Here is a 13,736-nt window from a genome sequence, read left to right on the forward strand (position 1 = left end):
CAGCGTTGAGGTCATGCGGGAGGTTTCGCTGTGCAGGTTGCTGAGCGCGCAGGCGTGAACACCCCAGCGGTATCGTCAGCCTGTTTCGCACCAGCATCGGGTAGTCCGCCCCGTCGGCGGCCGCTAACGCGTGGCCCAATGCTGAGGCAGCGAGGTTGGAGTAGCTGAAGCGCCCGGCATGACGGACACGCGATCGGCGAAGTTGGTTCATCAGATCGGCGAGGTTCTCGGGTTGTGGATCACCACCTGTCAGTACAGCACTGAGCGCTCGGGCTGCTGACCGGATTCCCCCGCCGGTGGCAGGCAGTCCTGAGGTGTGGGTCAGACAGGACTCCAAAGTCGCTTCACCGGCAGCTGTTCCGGCCAGGGGGAGGTAGTCTTCGAGCCGGTCGTGCGGTGAGATCAGCCTGGTCTGCACCATGTCGGTGTAGATCAAGCCGTTGAGGGCTTTGCTGATTGAACCGATGTGGAACGTTTTCTGCAGGTCGCACCCGATCGTGGCGATGCGAGTGCTTGCCGGGCCGACTGTGGCGAGACAGGCGGCATAGACGGGGCGCTTGAGCGGCAAGGAGTTGAGTAGAAGGCCTGCCAGAGCGGTGTCACCGTCTGTCGTTGATGCGTTTGTGAGACAGGCGGGTTTCATACCTGTTCACCCTACCGGCGACGCGTCTCACGAGTGGACACTCTGAGGGCGCCACACAGCGATCAAGATGTCACGCCATTTAGCGGACAAAGTCACACGCGTGGTGCGTTCAGCCTGAAACGTTAAGGCATACAATTAGATGTGCGCTTAATGATGACAGGCAAACAATGGAGGTGGTCAGGGTGGTCGTACGTGTAGACGTTGCCCCCGAGCTCCTTCGATGGGCTGTCCGCCGTAGTGGATGGGATGAAGAGATAGCTTCCCGTCGAGCTCCAAAACTATCTGCTTGGCTAGATGAAAAAGAACGCCCCACACTCAAACAGCTAAAGAAATTTGCCAACGATACCCACACGCCGTTTGGGCTACTTTTTCTTCCAGAACCGCCCGAAGAAACAGTTCCGATTCCTGATATGAGGACTATGGGAAACTTAGGGGTTCATCAACCTTCAGCAGACCTTCTCGACACCATATACCTATGCCTGAGGCGCCAAGAATGGTACCGAGAATATGCATTACTAAACGGCTTTGACGAAATTTCTTTTGTAGGATCCACCACAGTTGATACACCAGTTATTTCCGTCGCCAATCAAATTCGAAACGTACTGGGTTTTGGCCTCAGCGAGCGAAAAGTCTTCCCCGATTGGGAACAGGCATTGCGCCGGTTGATCGACTATATCGAGGACACTGGCGTGTTGGTCATGGTGAATGGCATCGTTGGATCCAATACTCACCGAAAGCTAGACCCTAGTGAGTTTCGCGGTTTTGCACTGGCAGACCCACTTGTACCGTTAATCTTCGTGAACGGTGCAGATACCAAGGCAGCACAGATATTCACCTTGATCCATGAATTAGCACACATTTGGTTGGGCGGCAGCGCACTTTCCGATGCTGCTATGACAGCCACAGGGGAACCTGAAGAGGAACGTTGGTGCAACCAAGTCGCCGCAGAGGTTCTCGTACCTTTGACCTTATTGGTCGAAGAATTCAACGGAGTGATCGACGTTGACGAACTAGAGCGTCTGGCTAAACGATTCCGAGTCAGTACGCTCGTTGTCCTCAAACGACTCTACGATGCCAAAGCCCTCGACTGGGACAGTTATCTCCAAGAATATGAAAAAGAAAAACAGCGTGTCTTGGCCATATTAACGTCAAGACGCGGAGATAAAGGAGGAGGGAACTACTACTACACCCAGCCTCTTCGTCTCAGCCGTAGTTTCTCGCGAGCTGTCATCTCAAGCACTTTTGAAGGCTCCACCTCCTACCGAGAGGCGTACCAACTGCTCGGAACAAAGAAGCATAGGACGTTCGAGAATCTAGCCGAGCAATTAGGAGTCGCATAATGTTTCTGGTCGACTCCAATATCCTCATTGAAGCGAAGAATCGTTACTACGCATTCGACATCGCTCCGGGGTTCTGGACTTGGCTTGAGCGTGCCCATCAGCAAGGCTGGGCTTGCAGTATCGAAGCAGTCCGAGACGAACTTCTCGAAAGAGATGATGAGCTAACTGCCTGGGCTCAGGCCCACCCCAACTTCTTCAAACCGCTCGATCAACCAACCACAAAACACTTCAGCGATCTCACTACTTGGGCTGCTTCACGGCCATACCGACCTGAAGCCCTTTCTGCCTTCACGGGAAATGACGCAGATTTTTTACTCATCGCCTATGCCCGAGAGCATCAACATACAGTTGTCACCCATGAACGCTCAGAACCCAACTCGCGAAAGAGGATCCTTATACCCGACGCCTGCTTAGCAATGGGAGTGAATACGGCAGACACATTTCAAATGTTACGCCAAACCGGAGCCATCCTAGGCCTGAGATAACCCAACTACGTGCACACCAAAAATTAAAAGGAAATCATAGATCCAAGTTTGCCAGTGAGCTTGCTATTACACCAATACCCACATTGTCAAAAAGAAAAATGACATTCTGAATCTTAATTGCTCTAGCCATAAGCATCACCTCATATTTTACAAATGGAAAGTTGTCATTCTTAAGAGAAGAGGCTAACAACTTCATCAACCAGGAGACAAGCAGTAAGCTCAATGACATACCTAGCACTAGACTAAGGGAGTTTCCTCCCCAGTCACTGGCTACCTCAATCTATGAGTTCTAAATAGATTCCAGCAGTCTCCACAACTTTTTCAAGAGGAACTGAAGAAAGTAGCGTTCCTTTCTGAGGTAGAAGGTTGATCACTCCAGTCGAGCTACCGAGGTTAAGGCTTTCCAGCTTGCCTGAACACCGCTAGCACAATCTCAGCTTCAGCAGAATTTTCTGGAGCACAATTGGCCGATAGCGCGACGACAGGAGCATCCGATTCTGCCCACGCGGACATCTCTTCATCAGAAGTAAGCTGATCAAAATTGATATTCATTAGATCATCCTTTGAATTCTTCATGCAGTTTTCGATATAGCCTCTGCTCGTTGGAAGTCTGTGCCGTACTTTGTGAAAAGACTCTTCTCGCAGTCAGCATTACACAGGATCAGTCCACATAGATCTTCGATCGATGCCCCACATCCACCACGACAACCACCACCCGGTCATCAACAATGTCAGCCACTACCCGATAGTCCCCGACCCTCCAGCGCCACAAACCAGCCTTATTCGCCGTCATTGCCTTACCCCGCGACCGAGGATCCTCGAGAACAGCGACCTCCCGAAGAAACTTGCTTATCCGTCGCCGTTCAGCCATATCGAGTTTCTTGAAACTTTTGGATGCCCGGGGAGAAAACCTAATCTCCCAGGCCACACTGATCCTCCAGCTCTGTCAGCGACACAGTCTCCAACTCTCCCCGACGGATCTGTGCTGCTTCTTCTTCCAACAGGTAGACATACTCCAGCTCAGACAAGTGCGCCCCCAGCGCTTCCCGTAAATAAAACGAGCTGGGACGACCCGTGCGCTGTGAGAGCATGTCTAACCGTCGCTTCTGCTCATCATCAATACGCAAGCTAATCACTGAACCGCTCATGTAAACATGTTTACACTGTGCTAGCAGAGCAGTCAAGAAGTATCTCGCGTCACAGCACCGTGCCACCATTCGCGCGGAATGTCCCCCTACACATACCAGCCTAGTTGCGGAGTCTTCCTACGAGCTCCCCCGCATCGATATTCAAGGCTTCTGCCAAGACGACGATATTGATCAAAGCAATATTGCGCTCTCCGCGCTCGACAGAGCTGACATACGTGCGATGCAAGCCTGCACGATGCGCAAGCGCTTCCTGCGACAACCCTGCTGCCGTCCGCGCCTGGCGCACACGGGCACCGAAGGCGACGAGAAGCTCACTATTGCTGGGCACCTCTTTAATGTCGTACCTTGACGACTAAAGGTCTACAGACTATGAGTATCATCGGGCGAATAGCAGACGTTACTGCAAGGCATCCCTCTCAAAAACGAGTGCTGATACGCCCTGCCACACACTTTTCAACGAATACTCCCCCATCCAGTGATCGGTCGACAATGAACAGAAAAGACGACATCCTCACATCAGTGGCACAGCGAGCCCAGCTCAATACAAGCGCACGCCGACAACTGGCTGCCACCGACTCCGCTCACTTGTCCCCGCACCACACTGTCTCTGTAGAGCTCCCCTGCTCGCTGTATGCACAGCTAGCGACATGTGCGACAGAGATAGGAGAGCACCCCAACGATCAGATCGCCCGTGGCTTAGAGCTCTACTTCGCTGAAATGCAACGCCCCACCTCATCTGACAGCGCTCCGAGAGCGCACACTCCCTCTCATGACTTCTCAGAACAGCTCAGGCAATTGCCCGATGATGTACCCGTTGTTCAGCTCAACACTCGCGTGGCTCTTCCCTACTACCGGTTCATCAAAAAAGAATCACTTCGTACGGGGCAAACCGTGCGCTCGATCATCGAAGGCGCCATTGCCGATAAATACGGAGTACCCAACCTTGACGAGGCAGAGCAAACTTAATGAACCCTCATAGATAAACCCGCCCACGCTCAGAACACATATTTGATCGTGAAACAGCCTCCCCTGCGGTCATGGCCGCTGTCATCGGACACCGGATCGCTCCACAAATCCCTACTCGGATACACCCCCCTAAAGCACCCGCTATTAGTTCACGGCCTTAATCGCACTGCCTTGGTCACCATCTCCTCCAGCGTTGCCGGTGACACCGGACGTAGACCTCTCGCCTCCAAGATCACGTTCACATTCTTGCGTCGAATCGCCACATCCGAATGCGTATGCCCACGCACCGTGCACTCGAACCCCTCTCGAGCTGCCCACCGGGCCAGCTTGTCCGACTGATGTAGATCCACCACCGCAAACTCCCCCACAGCCCGCGGAATATGAGTCAACAACACAAGCCACCGACCAATCCGCACCTGCAGAACCAACGAGATCACATCGAAGACTTCCCTATACTTCGCAAGTCCGCTCCACCACTGAATCCATCCCGAACATCGGATGGACACGATCATGGTTACCCGGCACCAAAATCATCGTAAACGACTTCTCACGCTTGACCTCCCCCAACCGTCGCAACGCCTCGTCATCACGACGTACCGAAGTATCTCCCAAACACACCAACGTCGCCCCATCTGGAATCTCCCGATGGTTATTCACGATCACTTCATCGTGTTGATCAGTTGAATCAAATCCCCGTAATTCCGATACAAGACGATGGCCCAAATGAAGATCAGACACCGTCCAGAAACCTACACCTACTTCACCAGCACCCATCTCTACCCAACCTCAGAGATCCAATCGTCTAACTGCGCGCAGGGGAACCGTATATTGCTTATGGTGTGAGACCCTTAGGAGGCTGGCCACTCTCCTGCGGACTTCAGAGTTGCCACATGCCTAGCCACTGTCGCTCTAGATAGTCCCGTTTCCTTCTGGATCTCATCCCAGCTAGGTACTCTGTCGGTCTCTATCCAGTAGTTAGTCACAAATTGACCAACCTTCTGTCGGTTGTTCGTACCTTCAACTTTCTTACGAAATTGCGTCTTTTTGAGCGTCTTCAACCGCCCCTGTGCATACTCGCCGTTTCGGTCGTTCCATCGTTCTGCGGCCTTCTTCCCGCCTCGACGGCCCATCGTTGCCAACGCCTTACGCTCACGGCTTGTCGCTGCTCCTGTATGTGTTGCAGAGCCCGTGGAATCCGACTTGCCCGCCAGGACATAGCCGCGCACACGCCTGGCCATCGTTTGGCGGTCTCTCATTGGTGGCATCTCCGCCTGGCGGCCATCCGCACCGAGCTTGTGCGCCAAGTTGTACGCATGCTCATAGGCATCAATGATCACCTCGTCCTTCATGGGCTTAGAGGCTGCCCGGAGCTTATGCGCCGTATACAACGCGTGCCTAAACGCGGTCTCATCCCGTGCCGCTCTCCCCTCGGCGATCCAGAGCACCTTGACACCATCGACACGTTCCGCATCCAGTCCGTCGAGATCAGCCATATCCCCTTGCAGCTCTTTGGCGATCTTCCAATAGGCTTGCGCTTCCTCGCGACGGGTTTTCACCGCATTGATCAGCTCTCGTCCGCTGGTAAAGGATTGCTTCGGGGCAGGGGTCGGTGCCGCATCCGTGGTGCCGTTCATGCGTCGTACCTCCTGAATCAATGCGGCGAGCTGGAAGATATCTGAGTGCTGATAGTGCCAATGGTAGGCAGTGGGATCATCCCCGGTATAAAACGGCGAGCGGGAAAACCCATGCGAGAAATGCGCATCCGCGCCTAACAGCTCACACAGCTGATTCGTCGTGGCCCGCAGCAGGCGCATGTTCGACGAATCCCCCGAGGCATCGGCATAGACCGGGTCAATCAACCAGATCAACTGCGCCTTGCCACTGATCGGGTTGACCCCGATCCAGGAGGGGGCGCAGCTGGCGTCTTTCATGGCCACCAGGGCGTTGATGACCTCAGGAGCCATGTCAGTGACGTTGCCCCCGGCAGAACCCAACATATCCACGTCCAGAACAATGACGGTGGCTCGTTGCTTATGCACAAGCTTGACGTACTGCAGCCTCCCTAAGGCTGAGGATTCCACACGGTAGAGCCGAGGTTTGCGCTTGCCGTCTTTGGTCTTCGTCCACGCGCCCGAGAACTTCCGGGTGGGACAACCATGCAGGGTCTCGCGGTCAAGATGCTTCAGCAACTTGTAGCGCTCGTAGTCCGTGGCTCCCCGGGACGGCAGTGGCACAGCACGGGGGGAGAGAAAATCCGCTGTCCGCGTCGCATCAGTGCTGTTGAGCGGAAAATGTGGGGACACATTTTCGGTCCCATGGGGTATAGTCATGGACAGGCTTTCTCCCCACTGGGATGGGGCGATAAGCGAGCGTCATGCGGGTGGCAGCCTGCGTGGCGCTCATTTTTGTTCGTCAGGTAACTACAGAGCTGTAATTCTCCTACCGAAGCTTAGCATTTTTGACCTTTCAGGCAGTGCACAAACGCTCAATGGCCTGCGTCTATTCTTTTACCTATCCCCTAGATCTTCCAAGAAAATCAGCCAACAGTAGATACGCCTATGCGCATAGGCGTATCTACGCATAAACGGATAGGCGCGTAGGCGCATGTCGATCCCAAGTGTGCATCCTTAGTGTCCTAACCTGACCTCATGCCTCATGTCATCTCAATAATCCAATCCAAGGGCGGCACAGGAAAAACCACTAGCGCAATGTTCCTTGCGGCAGCTCTCGAGCGTAAAGGCCGCAAAGTAGTCGTCATTGATATGGATCCTCAGTTATCTGCCTTTCAATGGGCAGAACAAACGGCGGATATCCGCTTTCCGGTTGTTAAGGCAACCTCCGAAAGGGAGTTGAATACGTGGCTCAGTAGAACAACAGAAGCAGACTATTTGATAGTTGATACTCCTCCGGGCGCTGGCAATCTCATTGATGCAGCAGCTTCAATCGCCTCTCTCATTCTCGTTCCCACCGGTGTATCCCCTATGGAGATTTCTCGGACTCAGATCACACTTAACGCTTTAGCTGAGGCCGATCCGCCAGTAGCTGTTGTACTTGTGAACGTCGACCGCCGCGAACGTCTACTCGATGAGGTGCATTCCGAACTTGTAGGCAATGAAACCGCTGCATTAGCCGACGTTATCGTTCCCACCAGAGCAACAACTCGCCGCGCTTTCGGAACTAATCCTGAGCTTTCCGAGCCGTGGAAAGCTCTCGCAGATGAACTTGAACAGGCTTTCGACTAAAGAGGAGGAACAATATGGCAATCGGAGACAAGAAGAAAATCTCTAAAGATCCGACACCGGGGGAGAAGGTCACCCCATCAAAAAAGATGTTTGCAGATGCATCCCCCAAAACATCGAAGGTCAATCTATACGTACGCGACGCAGAGCTTTTGAAAGCCATGAAAATCGCAGCTCTAGAAGACGACACGAGCCTCTCCCTCTTATTCGAAGAGTGGGGACTGCAATGGCTGAAGAAGAGAAGCGGCACTAGTGGACAATTGTTTATGTAGATATGCGCCTATGCGTATATCTACATAGGCGCATATCCCCCTAAAGCATCTTGCGCTACTTGTCTCTGCTTTGTGCGGAAGATTTTCTTACGGTGACACAAGCGCCCTTTCCCCAGGGGGATGGCACCGCTTCGTAGTCCCCGTTGCCGCGTTGAGCATCCCCCGTTACGCTCCGCCGCAGCGGGGACTACCCATATCCCCGCATCACACCGGACTTAGAAGTCCATCCCCAGATCCGCACCATGATCTGGACTCCACGACTGCCCGTCTAGATCCATCTCAGGGGAGGGGAGAGGCACACCATGTGCCCGCCGCGACTGGATCACAGCCTCAAGATCGAACGACGGCATGTACGGCATACCAGGGGAGACATCACCGTCCGCATGCTTCTCGTCGTCCTGCCACACAGCATCGGCGCACAGCCCTGCGAACTCGACTGCCGCTTCCGCCCGCTCGGCCTGCTGCTGCGCCTCCGGTAGTCGTGCACGATCGGTCCGCTCAGCACGGATCTCCTCTGGTGTGGCCAGCGCGTCCAACAGGTTCACCCGCTCGGCGGTGACCGCATCGTCCTGATAGTCCGGGCGGGTGACATACCGGCACGCTGCGCGCTGCTGACGGATCTGCGCCAACTGCTCATTCAACTCAGCCTTGGCCCGCTCTAACGCCTCGCACTCGCCACGGGCCTGGACGATCTGTCCGTCAAAGGATTCACCGCGTAGCTTCGCCCATCGGCTCCGAGACTGCTGCGCCGCCTGCGCCTGGCGCAGGCGACCACGAGCCTCCACCAACCGGTGCTCCACGGCCTGATGTTCCTCAGACACAGTCTGCTTGCGCTCGTCGAGCTGTGCGATCAACGCAGCCTGCTCATTGTGCTCAGTTACTGCCGCATGGTCGGCACGCGCTGCCTCACGCCTGGCCGCAACCACCTCTGGCTGCGTGGCTGCCCACTGCAAGATGTTCTCCGGCACCGCCCACAAGGGGCGCTGCGCGCGATCCCGCACCGGTGGCTGATCCTGACGACGAGCACACCTGACCATCCGCTGCTGCCGCGCGACCCGACGATGCTGCATCACCTCAGCCATAGGTGTGCCCACGAACGGATCACCATCGACCGGATACGCCGAGGACAACCGTTCCAACGACCACTCCCGGTAGGCATCCCGCCACAACTGATGCGGGGTCTCATCCCGACGATCCCGGGTACACGCCGCGACCAACAAGTCCTCGGCATATCCCACCGACTCCCGCCGCTGCGGCGATGCAGTCACCCTGGTGTGCGCGGTCTCCACATCCCCAGGAGACGACTCCGCCAGATACAACACGTTGGACACCCGGCCACGAGTCATCGGCACATACACACCAGCCCGATCCACCCGTGAGGCATCGGCTACTACGCGCGCCACATCCACTGTCATGCCCTGGGCACAATGCCCCGTCGAGGCATACCCCAACTGCACATGCTCAGCCACATACTCCGCAGGAAGGCTCACGGTGACGTTTCGATCATCCCTGCTCCGCACCAACACCGAACCATCAGCATGAATATCCTCAATCGTCCACCGCTGACCATTACGCACCGGCTCCCCATTCGAGGCCACCAGGTCATAGTCATTGCGCCGGGTCAACACCACATCACCCACACGACCCCACTGGGCACGCTCCGAGGTATTCAACCGCGCAGTTGCACCCGTGGCTTCCACAAGACCAACGGCAACACAATGCTTCTGCGCCGCACGGTTTAACGCATCCACTGTGTCCCGATCACCCGCAATCAACACACTGTCAGCACCAGAATCCACATCCGCACACCACCCGGCCAGCGCATCATCGGCCATCGCCGTAACGCTACCGGCATACAGCCGACCAGCATCCCCATACCAAGAAGCGGCCTGGGCAACCAACTGACGATCCCCCTCGCGCAACCACTGCGATACACGCCGCTCCACGGCATCCTGCTGACGGAACACCTCTGTCAGCTCCACCGCATCCGGCAACTCGGAGGCCAACGTGCCGAGCAGCCCACTACGCGCACGTACTGCCGCGTACTGATGTGGATCACCGACACACACCACCCGCGCATCAGCAGCCGCCGCGATCTCTAAGACTCGCACCAGCTGCTCGGTGCCGACCATGCCCGCTTCATCAACCACCACCACCGTGTCCCGATCCCAACCCACCTTCTCGGCAGATGCAGCGGCAGTCAGCTCACCGGTGCCATGCAACGCGCGGGCAATGGTGGAGGATTCATGCGCCACCGACTCGGCCACCATCACATCCGCAGCCTTACCCGTCGGCGCCAGACCCACAACCCGCTTACCTGCGGCCTCCCACGCCCCACGCGCGGCCTTTAATGAGGAGGTTTTGCCCGCACCGGCCGGGGCGATCACCACACTGGCGCGATAGTCAGATTCCACCACCGTCACCATCGCGCTCGCCTGCGACACCGACAGCACTCCCTCGACCGGAACAATGCTGCTTCCGTCCACCCCACGGCCGACTTCGGCCGTGGCCAGATCAATACCCCGATCGACTTCCTGCACCACCAGTTCAGTGGTGAACCGTTGCGACCCCTCCCGCATTGCCCGGTTGTACTCGCGCGCCCGTTCCGGGGTCACACTCCAGGCCACACCGGTGGAAAAAATCTCATCCGCCAACTCCTCCACACGCTCAAGAATCAGTAAGCGATCCACACCAGCCGGAACCAAACCAGCAGCAGCCTCCACCACATCCGCACGCGTAAACGTCGACCGAGTCTCCGTCACCGCAGCCATCACGTCCGCAGCGTTCGGCATCACCGCGTCGCACGTGTTCGCCTCACCGATCTGCACAGAATCAATAAAATTCCGCGCACGCTTCCCGGCCTCAGACACGGCCCACTGCTGACGCAATTCGGACAGGGGAGTGGCCACATCTTTTGCCTGCCGCGTTTTCTTCTGACCCACCCGCGCTAACGCTGCATCCCGCACCGGATTCGCTTCCGAATCCGACGCCACACCGTTAGCTTCACGCCACGCATCAATCTCCCGGCTCCGCGTCGAAAAATCCTTCAACACACGGCTATCATCCAACCCTGCAATCTCCGCACACCCATTAGTCACCTCACCCCAGGCCACACCCAGAGATGCCGTCAGCTCCGCACGCAATTGCGCCTGATACACCATCCCCGCCGCCCGCAACTCGTGATAGAGACTCACCCCATCAACCGTGCGGAACTTCCCATCCCGACACAACTGCTTATTACTAACCAACACATGCGTATGCATATGCGGATCACCCGCCCGCGACGTCCGATGCTCATACCGCACACCAGACAACCCCACGACTTTTTCCAACACCATCGCAGCCGGATTCGCCGGATCAGATTTCCGCGTATACCCCGCATGCGACCGCAGATACTCCAACCCCCGCGCCACCGCATTCTCGTGCGCAGCATCCACTGCCGCACGCACCGATTCATCCTCAGAAAGACCCCACAAAACAGAGGCCGACTTCGGCGCACAAAACGTTAAATCGTAGCCCGGAACACCACGAGATCCTGGCGCACGCCCCAGAGATTCACCACTAGGAGCTACCGCGTTATTGAACCAATTGCGTACCGCATCCCCCTCGACAGTTTCACCCACCACGACACCGCACGCCGCCTCAATCTCGCGAACATCCTCTGCAGTGTCCCCCACCATCCACGCCCGTGCAGGCTGACGACCATCCTCCGAGTAATACGCATCCATCCCCGCAGATTCGTCCACCGTGGACTCGTAATACGCCACAGAATCAGCATGCAACTTCGACAACGTCAACAACGCCCCTGCACACCTCCTCCGACACCCAGCCACCTCGACCACAGCACTGATTGACAGTTTACTGCAAATGTACCTTTGCCTGCTGTGTCTTTAGCTGCTACGGCGTCCTACGTTAGATGGCGGGGCAAAGTAGTGGCCAAAGGGCTCGACTTTTTGAATCTTTTGGCCGGCGAGAGAAGTCTTAGAGCGACAGTTAATGCCCGAGACTCATGAGCTGAATAACCGCAGAAACCTTCAACTAATCGAGCAATTCGTGCCGCAATAATCTACTGCTCGCTGTCAACATTTAAAAGCTCGGCGACAGCAACGTCGAGCTTTTCCTGGAGACCAGCTTCATCTAGTTTTGCACGCACAGCACCACGTACCGTTTGGAACCTGAGCCCCTCATCAGGGACAGCAGAAGCAAGTCGTTCACACTCCACACATAGATCGACGAGCTCTTGGTGTAGAGACTCTGAAGGATCGAACTCTGGAATAGCCAATCGCCACGGATAAGTATCGAAATGTCGACCACCAAACAAACCAATAGCTTGATAATGCTGGACCATCTCAGTAGTCAATGGAGCGTTCAAAATAGCAGTTAGATACCGAGCCTCTGCCCGATTCTTGACGGGCAACCAGTACAAAGAATGCTCAGCGATGGCCTTCAGCGAGTCAGAATACGCAGCAGCGAGAGCCGTACCCGAAGCCGTGTAGAAAACGCGCAAGCGTGAACCGCCCAGTTGCTTCGTGAGTTTCGATTGATAGTCAAGGTTTTGATTGAAAGAGAGTCTCGACTGCTTTGTCTTGTTCTGCTCCCAGATCTCTGACGCTTTTTTCCACCATCGAGCCAGACCTGGACCGCCCTGTTCGGAAATCTCAGATTCAGACAGAACGGTTTCCTTGTCAATGGGCAACACAGCTTTCCATGGCTTAAGGAATTTAAACGGAACAATCGTAGACCCTAGGTGCACGTCATAGATATAACGTTTCTCAACAACCTCGGACAGGCCCGGGATGTCTCTCCAGGGCTTCTTTTCGAGCGAAGTGCGCAACGATGTAACGCTGATATTCCCTCGGCTCTGACCGAGTTTTCCTGATGCCTCTTTCTCCTCCACGAACAAGAGGAACCGAGGGAAAATCGTAGCCCCATTGAAAACAATCTTCCGGTAGGGGGAGAGGTCCTCTTTTTGGTCGATGGACAACGTGATGAGATCACGTTCAGTAAAAGTCAGAGCTTTTTTGGTCTCTTCCCATCCAGACTTATCGCGTTTGCCGTCGACGACTCGTTTGACTTTTGGGAATCCATGGCTAGGTGTGACCGTGGGGGATCCGATGTGCTTTATTCCGAACGTAACGGCACAAGGAACAGGGAACAGATCATTTTTCGGGCGCACGTTGGCGAGATCCCATACTTCAGTGAATTCACCGAAAAGAGTCTCGCTACCCCAATTGCCTTTACGTAAGCCTTCGTACTGGCTACGACTCAGCACAGCTAGTGGTGTGACAAAACCAAAGCGTCCATCGACCTTGAGGTACTTCTCAACCGCACGCACGATGAATAGCCCCACAAGGTCTTGGTGAGTAGCAACTTTGGCACCATGCCAGAGATTGCGAGCTTCAGAGAAGCGCTTGAACTGTTGCTGCATGTCTTCGGTCATATACCGGTAGGCAACCCACGGCGGATTTCCTACGAGAACATCCATGCGGCGATTTTTCATAGACAGCCACAAAGGGGGTGCTGTTGCAAAGTTGGGGATGGCACGTGAGGATCAGGTCTCATGAGCATCTTCTCCGGTCGCCACTTTCCTCAAGACGTGATTCTGTGGGCGGTGCGGTGGTACTGCCGGTATGGGGTGTCCTA

15 protein-coding genes and 1 pseudogene are annotated in these 13,736 nt (G+C 55.5%); 6 read left to right on the forward strand and 10 right to left on the reverse strand.

The window, feature by feature from the left end; genetic code table 11:
- On the reverse strand, positions 1–568 hold a 568-nt coding region (locus tag IRY30_RS10015), incomplete at its 3' end, for a serine hydrolase domain-containing protein (RefSeq protein ID WP_194557311.1).
- 257 nt (positions 569–825) lie between these two features.
- Between IRY30_RS10015 and IRY30_RS10450 the strand changes: the two genes are divergently transcribed.
- Positions 826–1,983, forward strand: coding sequence for an ImmA/IrrE family metallo-endopeptidase (locus IRY30_RS10450; RefSeq protein WP_194557312.1), 1,158 nt, complete (start codon positions 826–828; stop codon positions 1,981–1,983).
- On the forward strand, positions 1,983–2,468 hold the full coding sequence (locus IRY30_RS10025) for a DUF4411 family protein (RefSeq protein WP_194557313.1): 486 nt from the start codon (positions 1,983–1,985) through the stop codon (positions 2,466–2,468). Before IRY30_RS10450 ends, IRY30_RS10025 begins: the two co-directional genes overlap by 1 nt.
- Before the next feature lie 393 nt (positions 2,469–2,861).
- On the opposite strand, the gene IRY30_RS10030 is transcribed toward IRY30_RS10025, so the two are convergent.
- From IRY30_RS10030 to IRY30_RS10045, 4 genes are all read right to left on the reverse strand, one after another.
- Positions 2,862–3,020 (reverse strand): hypothetical protein, encoded by a 159-nt coding sequence (locus IRY30_RS10030; protein ID WP_194557314.1) that lies wholly within the window; start codon positions 3,018–3,020, stop codon positions 2,862–2,864.
- Positions 3,021–3,129: 109 nt separating this feature from the next.
- On the reverse strand, positions 3,130–3,339 hold the full coding sequence (locus IRY30_RS10035; RefSeq protein WP_228503484.1) for a type II toxin-antitoxin system RelE family toxin: 210 nt from the start codon (positions 3,337–3,339) through the stop codon (positions 3,130–3,132).
- A 40-nt stretch (positions 3,340–3,379) separates the two neighbouring features.
- Positions 3,380–3,616 carry a type II toxin-antitoxin system RelB family antitoxin gene (relB, locus tag IRY30_RS10040; RefSeq protein WP_194557316.1) on the reverse strand — a complete coding sequence of 79 codons (237 nt, stop codon included), beginning with the start codon at positions 3,614–3,616 and terminating at the stop codon, positions 3,380–3,382.
- A gap of 100 nt (positions 3,617–3,716) precedes the next feature.
- Positions 3,717–3,944: a helix-turn-helix domain-containing protein gene (locus IRY30_RS10045; RefSeq protein WP_194557317.1), complete on the reverse strand. Its 228-nt coding sequence runs from the start codon at positions 3,942–3,944 to the stop codon at positions 3,717–3,719.
- A 161-nt stretch (positions 3,945–4,105) separates the two neighbouring features.
- On the opposite strand from IRY30_RS10045, the gene IRY30_RS10050 reads away from it, so the two are divergent.
- Entirely contained in the window at positions 4,106–4,582 is a 477-nt protein-coding gene (locus IRY30_RS10050) for a hypothetical protein (protein WP_194557318.1), read from the forward strand.
- 149 nt (positions 4,583–4,731) lie between these two features.
- Here the strand turns inward: IRY30_RS10050 and IRY30_RS10055 are convergent, their stop codons facing one another.
- The 3 genes from IRY30_RS10055 to IRY30_RS10065 form a co-directional block, all read right to left on the reverse strand.
- Positions 4,732–5,019, reverse strand: a complete 288-nt coding sequence (locus IRY30_RS10055) for a hypothetical protein (RefSeq protein ID WP_194557319.1) — start codon at positions 5,017–5,019, stop codon at positions 4,732–4,734.
- Positions 5,020–5,032: 13 nt separating this feature from the next.
- Positions 5,033–5,356: a metallophosphoesterase gene (locus tag IRY30_RS10060; RefSeq protein WP_194557320.1), complete on the reverse strand. Its 324-nt coding sequence runs from the start codon at positions 5,354–5,356 to the stop codon at positions 5,033–5,035.
- 74 nt (positions 5,357–5,430) lie between these two features.
- Positions 5,431–6,912, reverse strand: coding sequence for a replication initiation protein (locus IRY30_RS10065; RefSeq protein WP_194557321.1), 1,482 nt, complete (start codon positions 6,910–6,912; stop codon positions 5,431–5,433).
- A 318-nt stretch (positions 6,913–7,230) separates the two neighbouring features.
- Here IRY30_RS10065 and IRY30_RS10070 point away from each other — a divergent pair, with 318 nt between their 5' ends.
- Complete coding sequence (locus IRY30_RS10070; protein ID WP_194557322.1) at positions 7,231–7,824, forward strand: ParA family protein; 594 nt, start codon at positions 7,231–7,233, stop codon at positions 7,822–7,824.
- A gap of 14 nt (positions 7,825–7,838) precedes the next feature.
- Positions 7,839–8,093, forward strand: coding sequence for a peptide transporter (locus IRY30_RS10075; RefSeq protein ID WP_194557323.1), 255 nt, complete (start codon positions 7,839–7,841; stop codon positions 8,091–8,093).
- 215 nt (positions 8,094–8,308) lie between these two features.
- Here IRY30_RS10075 and mobF read toward each other — a convergent pair whose 3' ends face one another.
- The gene (gene mobF, locus IRY30_RS10080) at positions 8,309–11,893 is read right to left on the reverse strand and encodes a MobF family relaxase (RefSeq protein ID WP_194557324.1); all 3,585 of its coding nucleotides are present in this window, start codon (positions 11,891–11,893) and stop codon (positions 8,309–8,311) included.
- A gap of 266 nt (positions 11,894–12,159) precedes the next feature.
- The gene (locus IRY30_RS10085; RefSeq protein WP_374708569.1) at positions 12,160–13,593 is read right to left on the reverse strand and encodes an Eco57I restriction-modification methylase domain-containing protein; all 1,434 of its coding nucleotides are present in this window, start codon (positions 13,591–13,593) and stop codon (positions 12,160–12,162) included.
- A gap of 60 nt (positions 13,594–13,653) precedes the next feature.
- Here IRY30_RS10085 and IRY30_RS10090 point away from each other — a divergent pair.
- A pseudogene (locus IRY30_RS10090) lies at positions 13,654–13,736 on the forward strand (IS6 family transposase); the annotation flags it as partial.

This window comes from Corynebacterium suicordis DSM 45110, from assembly GCF_015351405.1.
Classification (GTDB): domain Bacteria; phylum Actinomycetota; class Actinomycetes; order Mycobacteriales; family Mycobacteriaceae; genus Corynebacterium; species Corynebacterium suicordis.